The 21,952-nt window shown below is 59.9% G+C and carries 22 protein-coding genes; 16 read left to right on the forward strand and 6 right to left on the reverse strand.

Annotated elements, in window-relative coordinates; translation table 11 throughout:
• Window positions 1–21: 21 nt before the first annotated feature.
• On the reverse strand, window positions 22–2,622 hold the full coding sequence (gene leuS / locus ACHZBF_RS18450; RefSeq protein WP_321529402.1) for a leucine--tRNA ligase: 2,601 nt from the start codon (window positions 2,620–2,622) through the stop codon (window positions 22–24).
• A gap of 252 nt (window positions 2,623–2,874) precedes the next feature.
• On the opposite strand from leuS, the gene ACHZBF_RS18455 reads away from it, so the two are divergent.
• Window positions 2,875–3,402 (forward strand): zinc ribbon-containing protein, encoded by a 528-nt coding sequence (locus ACHZBF_RS18455; RefSeq protein WP_029133652.1) that lies wholly within the window; start codon window positions 2,875–2,877, stop codon window positions 3,400–3,402.
• A 497-nt stretch (window positions 3,403–3,899) separates the two neighbouring features.
• On the opposite strand, the gene rpmG is transcribed toward ACHZBF_RS18455, so the two are convergent.
• The 3 genes from rpmG to radC all read right to left on the reverse strand — a co-directional run bounded on the left by rpmG (window position 3,900) and on the right by radC (window position 5,190).
• The gene (gene rpmG / locus ACHZBF_RS18460; protein ID WP_029133651.1) at window positions 3,900–4,055 is read right to left on the reverse strand and encodes a 50S ribosomal protein L33; all 156 of its coding nucleotides are present in this window, start codon (window positions 4,053–4,055) and stop codon (window positions 3,900–3,902) included.
• Window positions 4,056–4,066: 11 nt separating this feature from the next.
• A complete protein-coding gene (rpmB, locus tag ACHZBF_RS18465; RefSeq protein WP_029133650.1) occupies window positions 4,067–4,303 on the reverse strand; it encodes a 50S ribosomal protein L28 in 237 nt (78 codons plus the stop codon).
• 212 nt (window positions 4,304–4,515) lie between these two features.
• Window positions 4,516–5,190, reverse strand: coding sequence for a RadC family protein (radC, locus tag ACHZBF_RS18470; protein WP_029133649.1), 675 nt, complete (start codon window positions 5,188–5,190; stop codon window positions 4,516–4,518).
• Window positions 5,191–5,316: 126 nt separating this feature from the next.
• Between radC and coaBC the strand changes: the two genes are divergently transcribed.
• The 5 genes from coaBC to slmA all read left to right on the forward strand — a co-directional run bounded on the left by coaBC (window position 5,317) and on the right by slmA (window position 11,204).
• The gene (coaBC, locus tag ACHZBF_RS18475) at window positions 5,317–6,525 is read left to right on the forward strand and encodes a bifunctional phosphopantothenoylcysteine decarboxylase/phosphopantothenate--cysteine ligase CoaBC (RefSeq protein WP_273438528.1); all 1,209 of its coding nucleotides are present in this window, start codon (window positions 5,317–5,319) and stop codon (window positions 6,523–6,525) included.
• Window positions 6,503–6,961, forward strand: coding sequence for a dUTP diphosphatase (gene dut / locus ACHZBF_RS18480; RefSeq protein WP_029133647.1), 459 nt, complete (start codon window positions 6,503–6,505; stop codon window positions 6,959–6,961). The genes coaBC and dut overlap by 23 nt, the downstream gene beginning before the upstream one ends.
• A 126-nt stretch (window positions 6,962–7,087) precedes the next feature.
• Window positions 7,088–9,607: a phosphomannomutase/phosphoglucomutase gene (locus ACHZBF_RS18485; protein ID WP_321529234.1), complete on the forward strand. Its 2,520-nt coding sequence runs from the start codon at window positions 7,088–7,090 to the stop codon at window positions 9,605–9,607.
• Between the two features lie 99 nt (window positions 9,608–9,706).
• On the forward strand, window positions 9,707–10,603 hold the full coding sequence (gene argB / locus ACHZBF_RS18490; RefSeq protein ID WP_321529235.1) for an acetylglutamate kinase: 897 nt from the start codon (window positions 9,707–9,709) through the stop codon (window positions 10,601–10,603).
• Window positions 10,604–10,613: 10 nt separating this feature from the next.
• Complete coding sequence (gene slmA, locus ACHZBF_RS18495; protein WP_029133644.1) at window positions 10,614–11,204, forward strand: nucleoid occlusion factor SlmA; 591 nt, start codon at window positions 10,614–10,616, stop codon at window positions 11,202–11,204.
• A gap of 144 nt (window positions 11,205–11,348) precedes the next feature.
• Here slmA and ACHZBF_RS18500 read toward each other — a convergent pair whose 3' ends face one another.
• Window positions 11,349–12,350 carry a DUF4124 domain-containing protein gene (locus tag ACHZBF_RS18500; RefSeq protein WP_029133643.1) on the reverse strand — a complete coding sequence of 334 codons (1,002 nt, stop codon included), beginning with the start codon at window positions 12,348–12,350 and terminating at the stop codon, window positions 11,349–11,351.
• An 87-nt stretch (window positions 12,351–12,437) separates the two neighbouring features.
• Window positions 12,438–13,079, reverse strand: a complete 642-nt coding sequence (pyrE, locus tag ACHZBF_RS18505) for an orotate phosphoribosyltransferase (RefSeq protein WP_029133642.1) — start codon at window positions 13,077–13,079, stop codon at window positions 12,438–12,440.
• 27 nt (window positions 13,080–13,106) lie between these two features.
• Between pyrE and ACHZBF_RS18510 the strand changes: the two genes are divergently transcribed.
• The 10 genes from ACHZBF_RS18510 to hisD all read left to right on the forward strand — a co-directional run bounded on the left by ACHZBF_RS18510 (window position 13,107) and on the right by hisD (window position 21,927).
• Window positions 13,107–14,762 carry an AmpG family muropeptide MFS transporter gene (locus ACHZBF_RS18510; protein ID WP_335342987.1) on the forward strand — a complete coding sequence of 552 codons (1,656 nt, stop codon included), beginning with the start codon at window positions 13,107–13,109 and terminating at the stop codon, window positions 14,760–14,762.
• Window positions 14,763–14,773: 11 nt separating this feature from the next.
• Window positions 14,774–15,400: a DUF72 domain-containing protein gene (locus ACHZBF_RS18515; RefSeq protein ID WP_321529236.1), complete on the forward strand. Its 627-nt coding sequence runs from the start codon at window positions 14,774–14,776 to the stop codon at window positions 15,398–15,400.
• Window positions 15,401–15,512: 112 nt separating this feature from the next.
• On the forward strand, window positions 15,513–16,334 hold the full coding sequence (locus tag ACHZBF_RS18520; protein ID WP_037375279.1) for an ABC transporter ATP-binding protein: 822 nt from the start codon (window positions 15,513–15,515) through the stop codon (window positions 16,332–16,334).
• The gene (gene mlaE / locus ACHZBF_RS18525; protein ID WP_029133638.1) at window positions 16,328–17,107 is read left to right on the forward strand and encodes a lipid asymmetry maintenance ABC transporter permease subunit MlaE; all 780 of its coding nucleotides are present in this window, start codon (window positions 16,328–16,330) and stop codon (window positions 17,105–17,107) included. Before ACHZBF_RS18520 ends, mlaE begins: the two co-directional genes overlap by 7 nt.
• A gap of 3 nt (window positions 17,108–17,110) precedes the next feature.
• Complete coding sequence (gene mlaD, locus ACHZBF_RS18530; protein WP_029133637.1) at window positions 17,111–17,587, forward strand: outer membrane lipid asymmetry maintenance protein MlaD; 477 nt, start codon at window positions 17,111–17,113, stop codon at window positions 17,585–17,587.
• Window positions 17,580–18,188, forward strand: a complete 609-nt coding sequence (locus tag ACHZBF_RS18535) for an MlaC/ttg2D family ABC transporter substrate-binding protein (RefSeq protein WP_288104981.1) — start codon at window positions 17,580–17,582, stop codon at window positions 18,186–18,188. The genes mlaD and ACHZBF_RS18535 overlap by 8 nt, the downstream gene beginning before the upstream one ends.
• Window positions 18,189–18,497 carry an STAS domain-containing protein gene (locus ACHZBF_RS18540; protein ID WP_029133635.1) on the forward strand — a complete coding sequence of 103 codons (309 nt, stop codon included), beginning with the start codon at window positions 18,189–18,191 and terminating at the stop codon, window positions 18,495–18,497. It abuts the gene before it with no gap.
• Between the two features lie 142 nt (window positions 18,498–18,639).
• Complete coding sequence (gene murA, locus ACHZBF_RS18545) at window positions 18,640–19,899, forward strand: UDP-N-acetylglucosamine 1-carboxyvinyltransferase (protein ID WP_029133634.1); 1,260 nt, start codon at window positions 18,640–18,642, stop codon at window positions 19,897–19,899.
• Between the two features lie 38 nt (window positions 19,900–19,937).
• Window positions 19,938–20,582, forward strand: coding sequence for an ATP phosphoribosyltransferase (hisG, locus tag ACHZBF_RS18550; protein WP_029133633.1), 645 nt, complete (start codon window positions 19,938–19,940; stop codon window positions 20,580–20,582).
• A 46-nt stretch (window positions 20,583–20,628) separates the two neighbouring features.
• On the forward strand, window positions 20,629–21,927 hold the full coding sequence (gene hisD / locus ACHZBF_RS18555) for a histidinol dehydrogenase (protein ID WP_029133632.1): 1,299 nt from the start codon (window positions 20,629–20,631) through the stop codon (window positions 21,925–21,927).
• Window positions 21,928–21,952: the final 25 nt, after the last annotated feature.

Below are 21,952 nucleotides of genomic sequence, written 5' to 3' on the forward strand. Positions count from 1 at the left end.
CGCGGTCTGCTCCCTTCATGCTTATTTTGCGACAATGTTAACCAGTTTGTTGGGCACCACGATAATCTTGCGGATCTGCGCATCCCCGATGAACTTGCGGGCATTGGGGTCCGCCACGGCCTGCTGTTCAATAGTGCTCCGTTCGGCGTCGGCGGGTACCTCGATCTTGGCCCGCACCTTGCCATTCACCTGTATTACGTACTGGATGTGCTCCTGCACCAGCGCCGCCTCGTCCGCTTGTGGCCAGGGCGAATCGAGAATCTCTTCACCAAGACCCAGTTCGCGCCACAGCTGATGAGTGACATGGGGGGCGATCGGACCGAGCAGGCGCAGCACGATGCTGATACCTTCGCGCAGCAGGGCGCCGTCAGCCGGGCTGTCGCCCAGCTTGTACAGGGTGTTGATGATCTTCATGGCGGCCGAGACGACGGTGTTGAACTGCTGCCGGTCATAGTCGAAGCCGGCCTGCTTCAGGGCCGTGTGGATCTCGCGCCGGGCGGCCTTCTGGTCGTCGTTCAGCTGGTCGGGGGTGTTATCGGCCTCGCTGATCCGGGTCTGCTGGTTATAGGCCAGCGCCCAGAGGCGGCGCAGGAAGCGGTTGGCCCCTTCGACGCCCTCGTCCGACCACTCCAGTGACTGGTCCGGTGGCGAGGTGAACATGGTGTAGAGTCGCACGGTATCGGCACCGAAGCGGTCTACCAGGGACTGTGGGTCCACCCCGTTATTCTTCGATTTGGACATCTTCTCCACGCCGCCGATGGACACCGGTTGGCCGTCCGCCGCCAGGGTGGCGCGAATCACCCGGCCCTTGTCGTCGGTTTCGGTGACCACGTCGGCCGGATTGAACCAGCTCTTGCCGCCGTCACTGTCGTCGCGGTAGTAGGTCTCGGCTACCACCATGCCCTGGGTCAGCAGTTTGGTGAACGGCTCGCTGTTGTCTATCAGCCCGACATCGCGCATCAACTTGTTATAGAAGCGGGCGTAGAGCAGATGCAGGATGGCGTGCTCGATGCCGCCGATATAGTGATCCACCGGCAGCCAGTAACGCGCCCGCTCGTCCAGCATGCGGTCCTCCGCATCCGGGCAGGCGTAACGGGCGAAATACCAGGAGGACTCCATGAAGGTATCGAAGGTGTCGGTCTCGCGCTCGGCCGCGCCGCCGCACTCCGGGCAGCTGGTCTGGTACCACTCCGGCATCTTTTTGATCGGCGAACCACCGGTGGCGTCAAACTCGATGTCCTCCGGCAGCACCACCGGCAGCTGTTCCTTTGGCACCGGCACAATGCCGCACTGGTCGCAGTGCACCATCGGAATCGGCGCCCCCCAGTAGCGCTGGCGCGATACGCCCCAGTCGCGCAGCCGGTACTGCACCTGCTTCTCACCCAGGTCCTTGGCATTGAGGTCGGTGGCGATGGCGTCCACCGCTTCGCTGTAACCCAGGCCGTCATAGTGCTCTGAGTTCACGCAGACGCCCCGTTCCTTGTCCGCATACCACTCCTGCCAGGCGTCAGTGGAAAAAGTCTCCCCCGGTACCTGGATCACCTGGCGAATCTCCAGATCATAGGTCTGGGCAAAATGGAAATCCCGCTCGTCATGGGCCGGCACGGCCATTACCGCGCCTTCGCCATAACCCCAGAGCACATAGTTGCCGACCCATACCGGTATCTGTTCGCCGGTGAGCGGGTGGGTTACCGACAGGCCGGTCGGTACGCCCTTTTTCTCCATGGTGGCGAGGTCGGCCTCGGCCACCCCACCCTGGCGGCACTGCTCGATGAATGCGCTCAGTTCAGGATTGCTACGGGCGGCATGTTGGGCCAGCGGGTGCTCCGCCGCCACCGCACAGAAGGTGATGCCCATGATGGTGTCGACACGGGTGGTGTAGACCCACAACAGATCATCCTTGCCGTCCAGGGTATAGGGGAAGGCGAAGCGTACACCGTAACTCTTGCCGATCCAGTTGCGCTGCATGGTGCGCACCTGCTCCGGCCACTCCTCCATACGGTCCAGTTCATCCAGCAGTTCATCGGCGTAGTCGGTGATCTTGACAAACCACTGCGGAATCTCGCGCCGTTCCACCAGGGCGCCGGAGCGCCAGCCGCGGCCGTCGATCACCTGTTCATTGGCCAGCACCGTCTGGTCCACCGGGTCCCAGTTCACCACCGAGTTCTTGCGATACACCAGCCCCTTCTTGTACAGCTCGGTGAACAGCCACTGCTCCCACTTGTAATATTCCGGCTTGCAGGTGGCCAGCTCCCGGTTCCAGTCGTAACCGAAGCCCAGCTGTTGCAGCTGATTCTTCATGTAGTCGATATTGGCATAGGTCCACTTGGCCGGGGCCATGCGGTTCTTGATAGCGGCTCCCTCGGCAGGCAGGCCGAAGGCGTCCCAGCCCATTGGCTGCAACACGTTTTTTCCCAGCATGCGCTGATAGCGGGCAATCACATCCCCGATGGTGTAGTTGCGCACATGTCCCATGTGCAGCTTGCCGCTGGGATAGGGGAACATGGAGAGGCAGTAATACTTCTCTCTGGAGGGGTCTTCGGTGGCCTGGAAGCTACGGTTCTCGGTCCAGTATTGCTGGGCTTCAGCCTCGATGGATGCTGGGGTGTAGGTCTCTTTCATTGTCAGGGTGGGCTTGCCGGTTGATAGCATGGATTAAACAGGCAAGGATACCCTACGGCAGGGTAGACATGAAGGCATATCGTCGTCTTCAGTGGTGGGAAGAGGATCTTTCCGCTCCTGCGGCCCGGAATTGATCAAGTTGAGGGCGTAAACAACCTCTGCCATCTTGAGTTCTGCCGAACTTGGTGTACAAAGTAGATTAGGAAGTGTGAATTTTGAAGTGATTTGGCAGGCAGAAGTAAGGGATATGATATGACCAATAAAGACGAGAAAGATCCGGTTGAGCGCATGGTGGATGCCTATGAGCGCATGCTGGAGTATGTGGATGATGTCATCGGCAAGGCGGAAAAAACCACCCTGCCGACCCTGAAGAAGAGCCTCGATGCCGCCCGGGAGAAGGCGGTGGAGCTGAATGAGCTGACCCGTGAAGAGGCGGAAAAGATTGCCGCCTACGTTGAGCGTGACATGAAGGAGGCGGCCCATTATCTGGTAGAAACCGGCGATGAGTTCAGGGAGTGGTTTCGTTTTGATGTGAAGTTGATTGAGGGGCGTCTCATGGAGATGTTCGCGTCGGTCGCCGACCGAACCCGGTTGGAGTTGGAGCGCTTCGCCAATCAGGCGCGTGAGGCGGCTGTTTATCGGACCGGCGAGATCACCGGGCCGGGTACCCTGGTGTGTGACCAGTGTGGCAAGGAGCTCCATTTCCACAAGGCGGGGCATATTCCCCCCTGCTCCAAGTGTCACGGCACGATCTATCGGCGCGGCGCGGAGAGAAGCTGAGCGCGAATAGGGCGGTGGGCGCTTCCACCGATCCATGGCCTGAATGAACTTGAATTTCTCGAATCAACCGCGAAGAACGCGAAGTGCGCAAAGAGGTATAATAGCTAACCTTCATATCCGTCCTTAGGTCCGTAAACGGTGCATCCCTGCGCCACTCTTCCGGGCCCATTCGGCAGGTGAAGAATGGAAGTAACACATATGGGTGTTTTTCTTCGTGTTCTTGGCGGTTGAAATCAGGTTTTAGAACAAGCCCGCCCCACGAAATGACTGACAGTCATACAGCCCTGGACCAACCTGGGTGGGCGTTAGCCGCTGCGCAGCTCATGCCGGGGGGCTGCCACGGCCGTTTCGGCCTCGCAGCACAGCCAAACGCTTACCTCGCCCATGGCGCGGACGCTCGTCAATCAAGCAGTCAGATCCTCTCTCGCAAGCATTTATGCATTGGACAAAAAAACCCGCCGGCGAGGGGCGGGTTTTTGATGCCGGGAGAAGCCGGACTACTTGATCTTGGCTTCCTTGTACATCACATGCTTGCGGATTTTCGGGTCAAATTTCTTGATCTCCATCTTTCCAGGCATGTTGCGCTTGTTCTTGGTAGTAGTATAGAAGTGCCCGGTACCGGCACTGGATACGAGTCTGATTTTATCACGCATGACTGTTCTCCCTAGACCTTCTCGCCACGGGCGCGCAGATCAACCAGAACCGCGTCGATACCCTTCTTGTCAATGATGCGCATGCCGCTCGCGGAGACGCGCAGGCGAACCCAGCGATTCTCGCTCTCAACCCAGAAGCGGTGCTGATGCAGATTGGGCAAGAAGCGGCGACGGGTCTTGTTGTGGGCGTGGGAAACATTGTTCCCTGTCACAGGACGCTTGCCCGTAACCTGACACACTCTGGACATGGTTAAATCCTCGAAAAACCTGGTTTTTGCGACCCTGAATACCAGGGTGCTGTGAAATCTGTTACACCCCGTCGGGGTGAAGAGGCGGATTTATAGCAAAAAGATTTTTGGCTGACAAGTTTTTCTTCACCTGTTTTTTCTCATGCCGGCTTGGCGGGGTATCATGGTTAGGTTGATATATTTAATTAATTCAATCAGTTGTGTTCTATTTTCTATATCTCGCCCAATTCCGCCAGAGAACAGATTTCGCCGCTGCCAATAATAATGTGATCCAGCAGGCGGATATCCACCAGCTCCAGCGCCGACTTCAGCCGGCGGGTAATCGCCCGGTCGGCCTGGCTCGGTTCCGCGACCCCGGAGGGGTGGTTGTGGGCCAGGATCAGCGCGGCCGCATTGTGGCTCAGGGATTGTCGTACCACTTCGCGGGGGTGCACGCTGGCGCCATCAATGGTACCCCGGAACAGCTCCTCGTATTCGATCACCCGATGCCGGTTATCCAGAAACAGGCAGGCAAACACCTCATAAGGGTAGCCTGCGAGGCGGGCGCGCAGATAGTCGCGCGTCTGCTGCGGGCTGGTCAGCACGTCTGCGCGGTGGATCTGTTCCCGCAGGTGGCGCCGGCCCATCTCCAGGACCGCCTGTAGCTGGGCGAATTTTGCGCTGCCGAGGCCATGGCTGCTGCAGAAGCTGGCTCGATCGGCAGCAAGCAGATTGCCCAGCCCCTTGTGCTGGTCGAGCAGTTCACGCGCCAGATCCACCGCGCTCTTGCCGCGTACCCCGGTGCGCAGGAAGATGGCCAGCAGCTCCGCGTCGGACAGGGCGCAGGGTCCCCGTTGCAGCAGTTTTTCCCGTGGCCGCTCATCCGCCGGCCAGTCTGTAATCGCCATACATACCTCCATGTAGTTTAGGCAATAAAAGAGTATCAAGTATACGATGCGGGTTCCAGATGGTCGTTCATTCAGTTAACCTTGGCGCTGAATATTCCATATAAGCAGGTTGAGACAGATCGCCCTATGAATGTACTGGCTGGAAAAAAACTGTTACTCGGGGTTACCGGGGGTATTGCGGCCTATAAATCGGTTGAACTGGTCCGCCTGTTACGCAAGTCTGCCGCCGAGGTGCAGGTGGTGTTGACCGGGGCGGCCAGTCAGTTTGTCACGCCCATGACTTTGCAGGCGGTATCCGGCCGCCCAGTCCGGCAGGATTTGTTCGACCCGGCCCATGAAGCGGCCATGGGGCATATTGAGCTGGCCCGCTGGGCCGATCTGGTGCTGGTGGCACCGGCCAGTGCCAGTTTCATGGCCCGGCTGGCGAATGGTTTTGCCGACAACCTGCTCTCTACGCTCTGCCTGGCCACCGCGGCACCGATCGTTCTGGCGCCGGCGATGAACCAGCAGATGTGGCAAAACGCCGCCACCCGTGACAATGCCTCGTTGCTGGTGCGGCGGGGTGTCGAATTGTGGGGGCCGGCATCCGGTGATCAGGCTTGCGGCGAGGTGGGTCCGGGGCGGATGCTTGAGCCGGAGGCGCTGTTGAGTCAATTGTGCTCCCGGTTTACACAAGGCCCATTGGCGGGAGTCCGGGTATTGTTGACGGCGGGGCCGACCCGGGAACCACTGGATCCGGTGCGGTTCATCGGCAATCGCAGCTCGGGTAAGATGGGTTTCGCCCTGGCGAGGGCTTTCACCGGGGCAGGAGCCCGGGTGGAGTTGATTGCCGGCCCGGTAACACTCGACACGCCAGCCGGGGTGGAAAGGGTCGATGTGGAGACTGCCGGCGAGATGGAGCAGGCGGTAATGGCAAGGGTGAAGGGGTGTGACATCTTTGTCGGCTGCGCCGCCGTGGCGGATTACCGTCCGGACGCCGTCGCCGACCAGAAGATCAAGAAAAACAGTGATCGGATGGAGATCCGGCTGGTACGCAATGCGGATATTCTGGCGGGCGTGGCGGCCCTGCCTGATGCGCCCTTCACGGTCGGTTTTGCCGCCGAGACCCAGGATCCGGAGGAGTATGCCGAGAAGAAACGGATCGCCAAGCGGGTGAACATGATCGCGGCCAACCTGGTGGGTGCCCGACAGGGTGGTTTCGAGCGGGATGAAAATGCGCTGACTCTGATCTGGGAAGGGGGGCGTGAACAGTTGCCCATGACTGACAAGGTGAGTCTGGCGGAAAAACTGGTATCACTGATTGCGGAACATTATGAAAACAGACATTCAGCTTAAGATTCTCGACTCCCGTCTGGGGGACTCCTTTCCATTGCCGGCCTATGCTACCGAGGGGTCGGCCGGAATGGATCTGCGCGCCATGCTGGAGCGGCCATTGACGATTGCGCCAGGCGAGACACACCTGATCCCCACAGGCATGGCTATTCATGTGGAGGATCCCAAGCTGGCGGCTGTGATTTTGCCGCGCTCCGGTCTGGGTCACAAACACGGCATTGTGCTGGGTAATCTGGTGGGGCTGATCGACTCCGATTATCAGGGCCAGCTGTTTGTCTCCTGTTGGAACCGGGGCAGTGACAGCTTTCTGATCGAAGTGGGTGAGCGTATTGCCCAGCTGGTCATCATTCCGGTGGTCAGGGCGGAGTTTGAGATCGTTGAGGAGTTTCAGCAGTCTGACCGGGGCAGTGGTGGTTTCGGTCATTCCGGGAGACATTGAGCTGATTCAGGCGGTAGGGGATTGCCTGATGGCATGCCGATGTGTAATGCGGCCAATTAAAAGTACACGACTCAGGGGCTGCGCAGTCAATAAGGCCTGCGGTGGGGGAAGTTCAGGGATCTGTTTATGTTAAAACGAAAAAATAATAACCCGGCAGGGGATGATGCGGCGGCTAAAACCGGTGTTGTGGCAGGAGTCGGCAGTGCCGGCCGCTATTTCAATATTGCCTTGCTGATGTCGCTGGCGATTATCGCGGTGGCTGCTGCTGCTATTCTGTTTCTGCAGGCTCAGCGAGACCAGCAGCTGGGACTTAGCCAACTGCAACAGATCACCGCCAGTATCGCCAGGCGGGTTTCGGAGCGGGTGGAAAACCGGCGGACCCTGTTGCTGGGACTGAGCAGAAGCCAGGATGTCCGGGAACCGCTGCTGGGCGAGGATGTACCGCGGATGCACGAGCAGGAGCGCAGACTGCTGCAGCTGTTGCCGGACGCCTTGCGGGTTCGGCTGCTGCCCAAGGGCTGGGACGAACTGGATCCGGATGCCACTCCACCCTTCAGTTACGCCTCGCTGGATATTCTTCGTGGCGCGGAGCGTAGCGGTGCGCCTTCACCGGCCGAGGTGCATCTGTTCGGTACGCCTCAACAGCATGTGGCGATGGCCGTTCCTGTGTTTTCCGCGGACGGGGGCCCCGTGATCGGTGTGCTGCATGTGGCTTATCCATTCAATAGCTTGCAGCAGACGCTGGCGGAATTACCTGTTTTGGCCGGCCGGGTTGAGTTGCAGCAGGTGGTCAAGGGCACCCCGGTGGTACTCTCCGCCGCAGGATTGTCGGTGGCGGAGGTGGCCGGTATGCAGGCAATCGATGGCACAATCTGGCGCGTTGCCTATGCCGCGCCGACAGTGGTGTTCCTGGGTGATGAGGCGCAAATACAGCTACTGGGCATACTGCTGATTGCCGCCCTGCTTATCGCGGCAGTGCTCTGGTTCCAGGCGCGCCACCTCAAGCAGGCGTTGCGCACTGACCTGGAGTCAATGTTCAGGCTGGTGGAAGTGCTTAAAAGTGGCTCGGTGGGACGAATCAGTCAGCCCAGGCTGGAAGAGTTCGGCCATGTGTTCGGACTGATCAGGCAGGTGTGGCATCAGGCGGGCAGAAAGGCGGCCCCGGCCGAACCGGCGGTGAAAGCCGCTGCGGATGAAATGCTCATGCCCGGGCTGGAGGCGTTTGATGATGATCCGGACGAATCCGGATCCGGTTTTGCCGAGGTGCTGGAATCACTGCCGGACTCAATCTTCCGCGCCTATGATATCCGGGGTGTGGTGGGTGAAACCCTGACTGAACAGATCGTTTATGAGTTGGGCCGGGCCATCGGCAGCGAAGCCTATGAGCAGGGTGAACAGACGGTGATTGTTGCCCGCGATGGCCGCCACTCCGGCGCCGCCTTCAGCAAGGCGCTGAGCGAAGGGCTGATGGCCAGTGGGCGGGATGTACTGGATATCGGCATGGTGCCGACACCGGTGCTCTATTTCGCCACGCACTTTCTCGGCAGCAAGACGGGCGTAATGATTACCGGTAGTCACAACCCGCCGAATTACAATGGACTGAAGATCGTCATTAATGGCGCGGCCCTCTCTGGTGATGCGATCAGCGGCCTGAAGCAACGCATCGAGCGACAGGATTATCAGCAAGGCCGGGGCTCGCTGCATGAGCAGGATCTGCTGCCCGACTATATTGAACGGGTGGTGGGGGATGTGCAGTTGAGTCGTCCGCTAAAGCTGGTGGTGGATTGCGGCAACGGTGTTGCCAGCGTGGTGGCACCGGCCCTGTTTCAGGCCCTTGGCTGTGAGGTCACGGCGCTCTACTGCAAGGTGGATGGCGATTTTCCCAATCATCACCCGGACCCGGGCAAGCCGGAGAATCTGGCGGACCTGATCGTGGCCGTGCGGGAGCGCAAGGCCGATCTGGGTGTGGCGTTTGATGGTGATGGTGACCGGTTGGGTGTTGTCGATGGCAACGGCAAGGTTATCTGGCCGGATCGTTTGCTGATGCTTCTGGCACGGGACGTGTTGAGCCGTCAGCCTGGTGGAGACGTGATTTACGATGTGAAATCGAGTCGTCATCTGGCTGATGAGATTCTCTCCTATGGCGGCCGTCCGATTATGTGGAAGACGGGACACTCGCTGATCAAGGCGAAGATGCGTGAAACCGGTGCGCTGCTGGCGGGTGAAATGAGCGGCCATATCTTTATTCAGGAGCGCTGGTACGGATTTGACGATGGGTTATACTCCTGCGCCAGATTGCTGGAGCTGCTGTCGAGTGAGCCGGTGCCGGTCACCGAGATATTCGACAGCTTGCCGGAAAGCGTGTCGACGCCTGAACTGAATCTGGCTTTTGACCAGGAAGGGGCGAATTTCGCGCTGATGGAGAGTTTGGCCGGGCAGGCGGATTTCACCGATGCCAAGATAACGACCATCGATGGTCTGCGGGTCGAATTCGAGGATGGCTGGGGGTTGGTCCGGCCCTCCAATACAACTCCCTCGGTGGTGTTTCGGTTCGAGGCGGACAGCGAGGCGGCGTTGGCGCGGATACAGCAGCAGTTCCAGCAGTGGCTGTTGCGTGTGGACCCCGGACTGAACCTTCCTTTTTGATCCGGCTATTACCGCAGTGCATCAGGCAGACAGCCAAGTATGGTCGGATCAGTATATGCTCCGGCATATTTGTTATTTGAGAGAGAGACGGAACCTAGCATGAGTTTAACCCCCGAATCGGCACACAACGTGGCCCATGTACTGACCGAGGCGCTGCCCTATATTCAGCGCTTTCGCGGCAAGACCGTGGTGATTAAATACGGTGGGAACGCCATGACCGAGGCCGACCTCAAGGACGGCTTTGCCCGTGACGTGGTGCTGATGAAGCTGGTGGGTATCAACCCGGTGGTGGTGCATGGTGGCGGGCCGCAGATCGGCAATCTGCTGGGCCGTCTCGGCAAAGAGAGTGAGTTTGTGCAGGGCATGCGGGTCACCGACAGCGAGACCATGGATGTGGTGGAGATGGTGCTGGGCGGCCAGGTCAACAAGGAGATTGTCAATCTCCTGAACCAGCACGGCGGTTCAGCCGTCGGCCTGACCGGCAAGGATGGCGGGCTGATTCATGCCCGCAAACTGATGTTGAAACGGACTTCGCCCGAACTGCAGGCGCCGGAGATTATTGATGTGGGGCACGTGGGCGAGGTGGCCAGTATCAACAAAGCGGTGGTGGATATGCTGGTCAGCGGTAATTTTATCCCGGTGATCGCACCCATCGGTGTCGGTGAAGACGGCCGCTCCTATAACATCAACGCGGACCTGGTTGCCGGCAAGATGGCGGAGGTGCTGCAGGCGGAGAAGCTGATCCTCCTGACCAACACCGCGGGGCTGCTGGACAAGCAGGGCGGTCTGCTGACCGGCCTCACCGCCAGCCGGGTCGACGAACTGATTGCGGATGGCACCATCCATGGCGGCATGCTGCCGAAGATTCGCTGTGCCCTGGACGCGGTCAATGCCGGGGTCAACTCCTCGGTAATTGTGGATGGCCGGGTGAAGCACGCGGTGCTGCTGGAGTTGTTCACCGACCAGGGTATCGGCACCCTGATCAAGTGCCGGTGAGACTGTCCGGATGAATCAGAAAGTATCCCGCAAGCAGCAGATTCTTGAATCACTGGCGGCAGAACTGGAACGCAGTCCGGGTGAGCGCATCACCACGGCGGTGTTGGCACGCTCGGTGGGGGTCTCCGAGGCGGCCCTGTACCGGCACTTTGCCAGCAAGGCGAAGATGTTCGAAGGGTTGATCGGGTTTGCCGAGGAGTCGGTATTTGCCCGTATTAACCAGATCCTCGAAGGTGAAAAGGAGACGCGTAGCCGCTGTGCCCGGCTGCTCTATCTGCTGCTGGTCTTTTCCGAGCGCAATCCGGGTATCACCCGGGTGCTGCTGGGCGATGCCCTGGTCGGCGAGACCGAGCGGCTGCATCAGCGGGTGGAGCAGTTTTTCGCCCGTCTGGAGACCCAACTGCGACAGGTGCTGCGCGAGTCGCGGATGCGCGATGACGACCTCTGTGTGGATGCGGAGAGCGGTGCCGCGCTGATGTTGTCCTTGATCGAGGGGCGCATGCACCAGTTCCTGCGTACCCGCTTCAAGGTGTCACCGGCCACTGGCTGGGAGTCGCAATGGACGATTCTGGAGCGCGCGCTGTTTCAATCGGCGGCCTGAGATCCGCCGCCGACCCGGATCCCTGCAGGAGGCCCGCCCCGGGCCGATTGGCCGGGGCATCGGTCATCGAACGATTATCGCGGCGGGGCGCCGCTCCTACATGATGGGGTTGACAGGTGCGGCCTCTCCATCGGGCCGCCTGCCTCAGTTGGCGGATTGAACGCGCTTGGATTCGGCCAGATAGTCGCGGAAGCCGGTGCGGATCTTCTCCACCGCTTCGGTGTTGCACAAGTCGATTCCGCGCGGCGAGGGTTTGCACTGCAAGTCCATGAACAGCTCCGCGCCGGGTCTGTCCTTGTAGACAATGCGCGAGGCGGTCAGGCTGATGTCGTCATCCTTCAGCGGGGCGGCGGACATGATAATGCTGTCGCTGAGCATCTGCAGCCGGGTGGTGGCAAATTTACGCACGTACTCTTCAACCTTGATCCAGGCCTGGTCGCAGGCGCGGTCATCCTCACACACCACCACGGTATCCAGTAGCGAAGCGGTCTTCTCCTGGTTGAGTTGCGGGTCGGCGTTCTCTTCGCGCAGGTTTTTCAGACTGCGGAAACGGGCCAGGTCCTTGGACGCACTGTTGCGGATTGCCTCCTTCTCCTGCTCTTTCTGAATGATCGTGGTATAGCTGTCGCGCAGTTGGGCGCGGGTGTTTTCGATATCCTTGAGCAGATTATCAGAGAGCCGCTGGCCTTGCCGTTCCATGGAGGCTGCGTTCTGCTGCATTTCGGCCAGGCGGTTTTTCATGCGGCGGATATTGCTGCGGATCACCTGGATATTGGAATCGATGGCGGCCAGCTTGCCGTTGCGGGCCATGAGCAGATCGTCTTCCGTGCGGAATGTCCGCAGCAGCACCTGGTCCTTGGCGTGCTGTATCTCGATCAGCCGCTGTTGCTCCGCACGCAGTTTCTCAAGCTCCTGTTCCCTGGCGATCTCCTCCGCAGTCTTGGCTGCCTGAACGCGTTCCACTTCGCGGCCGGTTTCGCTCAGTTCGCTGCGGGCGCTGCGGGCGTGTTCCGTGGGCACCCGGTCGGAGAGATGAACATTCCCTTCCGCATCCACCCAGCGATAGATTTTGCCCGCCTCGGCCGCTGGGGCGAGGAGCATGATCGCGGTAAGTAATCCAATGGGTAGTCTGTAGGTTCTGCTCATATAGATCGGTGATGCTGGTGCTCGGTCGTCTGTTTGCGGGCTGTGTGCACTATCAGATAGATTGGGGACTATGTAAAGTCCATCCGGTCACACACCGTATTGATCGCGATAAGCGCGGATCTGTTGCAGTGACCCCTCAGCATCCGGCTGTTCCGCCAGATACTCTACCAGATGCTCCAGCCGGACGATCGCCGCTACCGGCATCCGGTAGTCTTTTTCGACCTCCTGAATGGCCGAGCACTCCCCGGTTCCCCGCTCTTGCCGGTCCAGGGCGATCACTACCCCGGCCGGGGTGGCGCCCTGGGCATTGATAATATCCATCGACTCGCGGATGGCGGTGCCGGCGGTGATGACATCATCGATAATCATGATGCGACCCTCCAGCGGGTGGCCGACGATGCTGCCACCCTCGCCGTGATCCTTGGCCTCTTTTCTGTTAAAGGCGTAGGGGATGTCGATGTTGTGGTGATCATACAGTGCCGCGGCGGTGACGGCTGCCAGGGGAATGCCCTTGTAGGCCGGTCCGTAGAGGACGTCAAAGCGGATGCCGGAGTTGACGATGGCCTGGGCGTAGAATTTCCCCAGCCGAGCCAGGCTGGCGCCACTGTTGAACAGGCCGGCGTTGAAGAAGTAAGGGCTGATCCGACCGGACTTGAGGGTAAACTCGCCGAAACGCAACACCCCCACGTCAAGGGCAAAATCCAGGAAATCTCGTTGATAGCTTTGCATGTCTGACTCCAATTACGGGAGGGCAAATTGTCCGTTCCCTGCGGTTGTGATGCAAGGGGAGAAAGGGTGGTAGTGCGGATCGGTCACTATTATCAGGTACAATCCCGCGCTGAAATCTCTTTCAAGGGCGGAGTGTTCCAGGCGATGGTGACAGAGGAGGGCAGAGACTGGGCGGCTACGCTGCGCGCGTACCGGCACCCGAAGGTGCTGGTGATGCTGTTTTTCGGGTTTTCTGCCGGTCTCCCACTATTGCTGATTTTTTCCACCCTCTCGCTCTGGCTGCGCGAAGCCGATATCGACCGCTCTACCGTGACCTATTTCAGCTGGGCGGCACTGGGCTATTCGTTCAAATTCATCTGGGCGCCGCTGGTGGATCGGCTGCCGCTGCCGCTGTTGACTGCCCTGCTGGGACGTCGTCGAGGCTGGTTGCTGCTGGCGCAGCTGTCGGTAATCGGCGCTATTTCCTGGATGGCCTTTACCGATCCGGCGGAAAATCTGCACATGATGGCGTTTGCCGCGGTGCTGCTGGGATTTTCCGGCGCCACCCAGGATATTGTCATCGATGCCTATCGCATCGAGTCGGCCGAACGGGAGCTGCAGGCCCTGATGGCCTCCATGTATATCGCCGGTTACCGGGTGGGGATGCTGGTAGCGGGTGCCGGCTCGCTCAAACTGGCGGTCTGGTTTGGTGCCGAGGGGGGCTACAACTACAGTGCCTGGCAGTGGACCTACCTCTGCATGGCGGCAGTCATGTCCATTGGCCTGATCACTACGCTGCTGGTGTCGGAGCCGAAGGTCGAGTCCGGGCGTCCCGTCCTGTTCCACGATGCCTTCGACTATTTGCGCTTCCTGTTGCTGTTTCTGCTGGCGGTATCGGTTTTCGCGGCGGTCTTTTTTCTCAGCGCTGATCGGGTCGCTGCCGCCAAGGCCGACTGGGCGGCCGCTTTGCCGCAGGATTCCCTGCTGATCGGTTTTGGATTGGAAGGGGGGCGCCTGCTGCTGGCCGTGCTTCTGGCCGGGCTGGCTGCCCGTTTGGGTGTTGCCCTGGGCCTGGTCCGCGCCGCGGTGCTGCGTGAGACCTACCTGGAACCGGTGGCCGATTTTTTCCGCCGTTATGGGCGAGTGGCCCTGTTGGTGCTGGCGCTGGTCGGCCTCTATCGGGTGTCGGATATCGTGCTGGGGGTCATCTCCAACGTGTTCTATCAGGACATGGGCTTCAGCAAGGATCAGATCGCCGACATTACCAAGACTTTCGGCCTGGTAATGACCATACTGGGCGGATTTCTCGGTGGCATGCTGACACTGCGTTATGGTGTGATGCGTATTCTGTTTGTCGGGGCGCTGCTCTCGGCCGGGACCAATCTGCTGTTTCTGCTGCTGGCGCGCAGTGGCGCGGATGTCTCCCTGTTGATACTGGTCATCACCGCCGATAATCTCAGCGCCGGACTGGCCGGTGCTGCCTTTGTCGCCTATCTCTCCGGACTGACCCACGTCGCCTTTACCGCCTTTCAATATGCCCTGTTCAGCTCCCTGATGACGCTGGTGCCGAAACTGCTCGGCGGTTACTCGGGCAGCCTGGTCGATGCCTTCGGCTATGAGCGCTTCTTTCTGTTCACCGCCGTTCTGGGGCTGCCGGTGTTGCTGTTGATTTATCTGGCAAGTCGTTATGCCGCTGCTGAGTGAGGGAATCCGTTATGGTGTCTGAATTGACGATTGGGGCGGTGGGTTGGGATCACTCCGCCTGGAGCGAACAGTTCTACCCCGATGATCTGCCGCCTGAGTGGCGGCTCAGTTATTACGCAAATGAATTTCAGACGGTAGTGCTGCCACTCGAATGCTGGTTGGCGGGTGATCATGAGCAGCTTGATGGCTGGCGTGAGGATGTGTCCGACCGATTCCACTTTGTTCTGGATATTACCGGGATGGCAGCCGGCGATGTGGAGGCAATGGGGGTGCTTGGTCGCTGTCAGGCGGCGTTGGGTGATCGGCTGGCCGGTGCCGTCTCCTGGATGCCGCTCACCGAACCTGTACGCGAACGGGTGCGAAGCCGGCTGGGAGAGGCGCGATTTCTGGCGGTGACGGGCTCGCTGGAACAGGAGCCGGCTGTGCAGGTGGCTGAAGATGGGATTACGCTCTGCGCCCTGGTTGCCGGCGAGGCGGTGTCTGACCTCAAGTCGCTGCGCTCGGTGCTGGAATCGTTGTCCGTCCGGATCAGGGGGGCGGTATCGCCCATGCTGTTTTTCTCCGGGCGGCCGCCGCCAATCAAGGTGATGCGGGAAGCGGCAATTTTGTGGCAGCTGCTGAGTGGATTGCAGCGTTAGGGATTGTTGATCGGGCTTGACGCTGTTGATTCCAAAAGGTGAGAATGCTCCTTTTGCCTGCCGTGCGGGTGGAAATATTCAATGGAGTGAGCAGTTGGAGCGTGGATCAGATATGGTGGGTTCGGTTGACAAGCAGGTGCCGCTGGTCAGTATCCGGGGGTTGCGGTTTTCCCGCGGCAGTCGGGTCATTTTTGATGGCGTGGATATCGATATCCCGCGTGGCAAGATTACGGCCATCATGGGGCCGAGCGGCACCGGTAAGACCACCCTGCTGAAACTGATCGGCGGGCAGTTGCGTCCGTCGGCCGGGACCATCCATGTGGATGGGCAGGATATCCATCGGCTGGGGAACCGGGATCTCTACCGACTGCGCATGCGCATGGGCATGCTGTTCCAGAGCGGCGCTCTGCTGACCGATATTAATGTGTTCGAAAATGTCGCCTACCCGTTGCGGGAGCATACCAATCTATCCCCCTCGATGATCCGCAAACTGGTGCTGTTGAAGCTTGAGGCGGTAGGTCTGCGCGGGGCGCGCGATCTGATGCCCAGCGAATTGTCCGGCGGCATGGCCCGGCGGGTGGCCCTGGCGCGCGCTATGGTGCTGGATCCGATGATGATCATGTATGACGAGCCGTTCACCGGCCAGGATCCGATCTCCATGGGGGTGCTGGTGGAATTGATTCGCGCTCTGAACGACGCCAGCCGGCTGAGCAGCATTATCGTCTCCCACGATGTTCAGGAGACATCGGCTATCGCGGATCTTATCTATGTTATCTCCAATGGCAAGGTGATCGAGTCAGGCCAACCGGAAGCGATGATCAACTCGGAGTCGGCCTGGACCCGCCAGTTTATGCAGGGGCTGGCGGATGGTCCGGTGCCGTTTCACTATCCGGCCGCTGAACTGGCCGAGGATCTGCTGGGGGAGTCATGTTGAACGTTCTGGCGCAGTTGGGGCGAGTCGGCATCGGCGTGCTGGAGCGGCTGGGGCGTGGACATCTCCTGTTATTGGGTATCCTGCGTGGATTGCCGGACCTGTTGCCCAGACCGGGCCTGCTGGTAAAACAGATCTATTCCGTCGGTGTGCTGTCTATACTGATTATCAGTGTGTCCGGTCTGTTTGTCGGCATGGTGCTGGGTCTGCAGGGCTACTATATCCTCTCCCAGTTTGGCGCCGAGCAGACGCTGGGGGTGATGGTGGCCGCATCACTGGTGCGTGAACTGGGGCCGGTGGTGGCCGCGTTGCTGTTCGCCGGACGCGCCGGTTCGGCATTGACGGCCGAGATCGGGCTGATGAAGGCAACCGAACAGCTTTCGGGTCTGGAGATGATGGCAGTGGATCCGGTGCGGCGCGTGCTGACCCCGCGTTTTTTTGCCGGTTTTATCTCCATGCCACTACTGGCGGCCCTGTTCAGCGCCCTGGGTGTGGTGGGCGGCTACTTTGTCGGGGTCGGCTTGCTGGGGGTGGACGACGGCGCCTTCTGGGCACAGATGCAGGCCAAAATCGATCTGCATGAAGATGTGTTCAACGGCGCGATCAAGAGCGTGGTTTTCGGGTTGGTCTGTACCTGGATCGCCCTGTTTCAGGGATTTGACGCGGTTCCGACTTCTGAGGGCGTGAGCCGGGCAACAACCAGGACGGTGGTCCACTCGTCACTGGCGGTATTGGGACTGGATTTCATATTAACGGCACTGATGTTCGGGGATTGATTGATGATACATAGCAGGACGATAGAGATTCTTGTCGGTGCCTTTATGGCGGCGGGACTGGTCGCTTTCTTCTTCCTTGCGATGCAGGTGAGCAATTTGAGCGCCTCCAGCAATGGTGAAGGTTACGATGTGACCGCCCGGTTTGATAATATCGGCAGTCTGAAGGTGCGCTCGCCTGTCACCATGGCCGGGGTGCGTATAGGCCGGGTCAGCGCGATCGGCTTCGACCGGAAAACCTACGAAGCGGTGGTCACGTTGCGCATCGATGCCCAGTACAATGTGATTCCCGAGGACAGTTTCGCCAAGATTTTCACGGCGGGACTGCTGGGTGAGCAGTATATCGGTCTGGACCCGGGCGGCAGTGAAAAGTATCTGCAAGGCGGTTCCGAAATCTCCCTGACCCAGTCAGCGCTGGTGCTGGAGGAGATTATCGGTCAGTTCCTATTCAGCAAGGCGGAAGAGGGTGGCAAACTTGAATAAACAATACTTGACCGGTTTGTGGCTGGTGCTGCTGTTGTTTCTGGCCACGCCCGCGTTCTCGGCGGCGGTGCCCGAAGAGATTGTGCGCCAGACATCTGACCAGATGCTGGCCGAGCTGATCGACCGCAAACCGGAGTTGCAGGCGTCGCCGGGGAAAATTTACGACCTGGTCGAGCATATCGTACTGCCCCGGTTTGATTTTCAGCGTATGTCGCAGCTGGTGCTGGGCAAGTACTGGCCGCGTGCCAGTGATGGCGAGAAAGAGGCCTTTGTGAAGGCGTTCCGGCAACTGCTGGTGCGCACCTATGCCACGGCCTTGCTCAACTACTCCGGCCAGGAGATTGTCTATCTGCCTTCGCATCAGGGGGCGGATAGGAATGAGGCCACGGTGAACACCCAGGTTCAGGCATCCGGTGCACTGCCGATACCGATCGACTATCGACTTCATCTCAATGGCGAAGAGTGGAAGGTCTTCGATGTCTCCATCGACGGCATCAGCCTGGTCTCCAATTACCGCTCCTCGTTTGCTTCCCAGATCAGGCGACATAATTTGTCCGGGTTGATCGAGAAGCTCGAGCAGCGCAATGAGCAGAGGAACTGAATGTCTTCCGTGCAGGCCGCGATCGACGATCAGGGTGTCATGCAGTTATCCGGTGATCTGGTATTCGCCAATGTGACGGCGCTGTTGGGCCAGATAGAGCGACTGCTCGGTGGAGTCAAGAAGGAATCGCTGGTGATTGACTTGTCCCGGGTGGGTGACGTGGACAGCTCCGGGTTGGCGCTGCTGCTGGAAGTTCTGGAGCGCGCCCGGCATCATGGAGTGACACTACGGATCCGGTCACTGCCGGAAGCACTGCTGGGCATTGCCCGGCTGAGTAATGTGGAAAAGCTGTTGTTGCTAGAGAGCTGAGTGGGTGTCGAACCGGGCCTGGTAAGAGACTCCTCTGTCTACGCCTTTCGATTTAGCGCTTTTTCTCATAGAATAACCGGTTCCTTTGGGCTTATGTCCTTCCTAGTCGGTGTACTTCGGTGCCCAGAAAAATGGTTCTTAGATGGATAAACTGATTATCACTGGCGGCGCGCCGTTGTCCGGCGATGTACGTATTGCCGGTGCCAAGAACGCCGCACTGCCGATCCTTGCGGCGACCCTGCTGGCTGACGGTCCGGTAACCATCGGCAATGTGCCCCATCTGCACGACATCACCACCACCATGGAGCTGCTTGGCTACATGGGGGTGCAACTGGTGGTGGACGAACGACTCTGCATCGAAACCGATACCAGCAGCATCCGGGATTTTCATGCCCCCTACGAGTTGGTAAAGACCATGCGCGCCTCCATTCTGGTGCTCGGTCCCCTGCTGGCGCGATTTGGACGGGCGGATGTCTCTCTGCCTGGCGGCTGTGCCATCGGTTCCCGGCCGGTCAATCTTCATATTGAGGGTCTGCGCGCCATGGGTGCCAAGATCGAGGTGGAGAATGGCTATATCCGTGCCTCGGCAAAAAAACTGCGCGGCGCCCGGCTGATTATGGATGTGGTGACCGTGACAGGCACGGAAAATCTGATGATGGCTGCTACCCTGGCAGAGGGCGAGACGGTTATTGAGAATGCGGCCCGGGAACCCGAAGTGGTGGATCTGGCCGACTGTCTCAACAAGATGGGCGCCAAGATCAGCGGTGCCGGTACCGATACCATTGTCATCGAGGGAGTCGATCGGCTGATCGGTACCCACTACGATGTGTTGCCGGATCGTATCGAGACCGGCACCTATCTGGTGGCCGCGGCCATAACCGGCGGCAAGATCCGCGTAAGGGATACCCAGCCGGCGCTGGTGGAAGTAATCACCCATAAGCTGCGTGAGGCGGGTGCCGAGATCGAACAGGGAGAGGATTGGATCTCCCTGGATATGCAGGGCAGGCGCCCCCGGGCGGTGGATATCCACACGGCGCCCTACCCGGCGTTCCCCACCGATATGCAGGCCCAGTTTACGGCGTTGAACTGTATCGCCGAGGGAGTGGGCACCATTACCGAAACGGTGTTCGAAAACCGTTTCATGCACGTGCAGGAGATGCAGCGCATGGGTGCCAACATCAAGCTGGAGGGCAATACGGCCATCATTGCCGGGGTCGACCGGCTGACCGGGGCGCCCGTCATGGCCACCGATCTGCGCGCCTCCGCCAGCCTGGTGCTGGCCGGCCTGGTGGCGGATGGCGAGACTATCGTCGATCGGATCTATCATATTGATCGGGGCTACGAGAATATCGAGGAGAAGCTGGCGGGACTGGGCGCCCAGATCCGCCGCGTGCCCAAGTAGCCGCTTGAGCATACTGGGCGACAGACCGGAATGAGCAGATGAATTTTGACACCCCGATTACCATCGCCCTCTCCAAGGGGCGGATTTTCGAGCAGACGCTGCCACTGCTGGCGCACGCCGGTATCGTACCGACGGATGACCCGGAAACCAGCCGCAAGCTGATCATGGATACCAATCACCCCCAGGTGAAGCTGGTGATCATCCGCGCCACCGATGTGCCCACCTACGTGCAGTGGGGCGCCGCCGATCTGGGGGTTGCCGGTAAGGATGTGCTGCTGGAGCATGGCGGCGAGGGGCTGTATGAACCGCTGGATCTGCAGATTGCCCGTTGCCGCCTGATGGTGGCGGGTGCGGCGGATGCCAGTCTGGAAGGCAACCGCCTGCGCATCGCCACCAAGTATGTTGAATCGGCGCGGCGCTACTTTGCCGCCCGTGGTCAGCAGGTGGAGATCATCAAGCTGTACGGCTCCATGGAGCTGGCGCCGCTGGTGGGACTGTCGGACCTGATTGTAGATCTGGTCGAGAGCGGCAATACCCTGAAAGCCAACGGACTGGTGCCACTGCAGCATATTGCCGACATCAGCTCCCGCCTGGTGGTCAACAAGGCCTCCTGGAAAATGAAGCACGCCACCGTCATGCAGCTGTTGGACGCCCTGCAGGAGGCGATCGCCAGGGCGGCCTGAGTTGTTCCGCGTCACACCCTGAGTTTTTTTGAGTTTAGGATTGATCATGTCTGAAATACGTCAGCTCTCCACCACCGATAGCGATTTTCAGCAGCAGTTGGACCGGTTGCTGGCCTGGGAATCGGTCTCTGACGGCGCGGTCAACAGTACCGTCAATGAAATCATCGCCAATATCCGCCAGCGCGGGGATGAGGCGCTGCTGGAATACACCAACAGGTTCGATGGCTGGAACGCCGCCGGCGCCGCCGACCTGGAAGTGCCGCTGGCACGGCTGGAACAGGCCTGGAACACCATTCCGGAGGCGCAGCAGACGGCGCTCAAACATGCCGCCGAGCGGGTGCGGATTTATCATGAAAAACAGAAAGGGGAGTCCTGGAGCTACCGGGAGGCCGACGGCACCCTGCTCGGCCAGAAAGTGACGCCGCTGGAGCGGGTGGGGCTCTATGTGCCCGGCGGCAAGGCAGCCTATCCCTCGTCGGTGCTGATGAACGCCTTGCCGGCCAAGGTGGCGGGAGTCAGCGAGCTGATCATGGTGGTGCCGACACCGGGCGGTGAACTGAATGAACTGGTCCTGGCGGCAGCCCACATCTGTGGTGTTGACCGGGTGTTCGCCATCGGCGGCGCCCAGGCGGTGGCCGCGCTGGCCTACGGAACAGGCCTGGTGCCGCCAGTGGACAAGGTGGTGGGGCCGGGCAATATCTACGTGGCCACCGCCAAGCGGGCGGTGTTCGGGCAGGTCGGTATCGACATGGTGGCCGGGCCCTCGGAGATCCTCGTGGTATGTGACGGCCAGACCGATCCCGACTGGGTGGCGATGGACCTGTTCTCCCAGGCGGAGCACGACGAGGATGCCCAGTCGATCCTGATCTCACCGGACGCGGATTTCGTGGCCCGGGTCAAACAGAGCATCGACCGGTTGCTGCCGACCATGGAGCGTGAGCCGATCATCGCCACAGCTCTGAAAGAGCGCGGGGCACTGATAGTCTGTCGCGATATGGATGAGGCGTGCCGGGTCTCCAACCACATCGCGCCGGAGCATCTGGAGCTGTCAGTGGCTGATCCGTTGACCCTGGTGGAGCAGATCCAGCACGCCGGGGCCATCTTCATGGGGCGTTACACGTCCGAGCCGCTGGGTGATTACTGTGCCGGCCCGAACCATGTTCTGCCCACATCGCGGACCGCGCGTTTCTCATCACCCTTGGGTGTGTATGATTTCCAGAAGCGCTCCAGTCTGATCATGGTGTCGGATGCCGGTGCGGATACCCTCGGCCGGACCGCTTCCATATTGGCCCGCGGCGAAGGACTGACGGCCCACGCGCGCTCCGCCGAGTACCGATTGAAATAGCGAGAAGATCGATTCCTCGTTCCCA

Source organism: Sedimenticola selenatireducens (assembly GCF_963675335.2).
Taxonomy (GTDB): Bacteria; Pseudomonadota; Gammaproteobacteria; order Chromatiales; family Chromatiaceae; genus Sedimenticola; species Sedimenticola selenatireducens.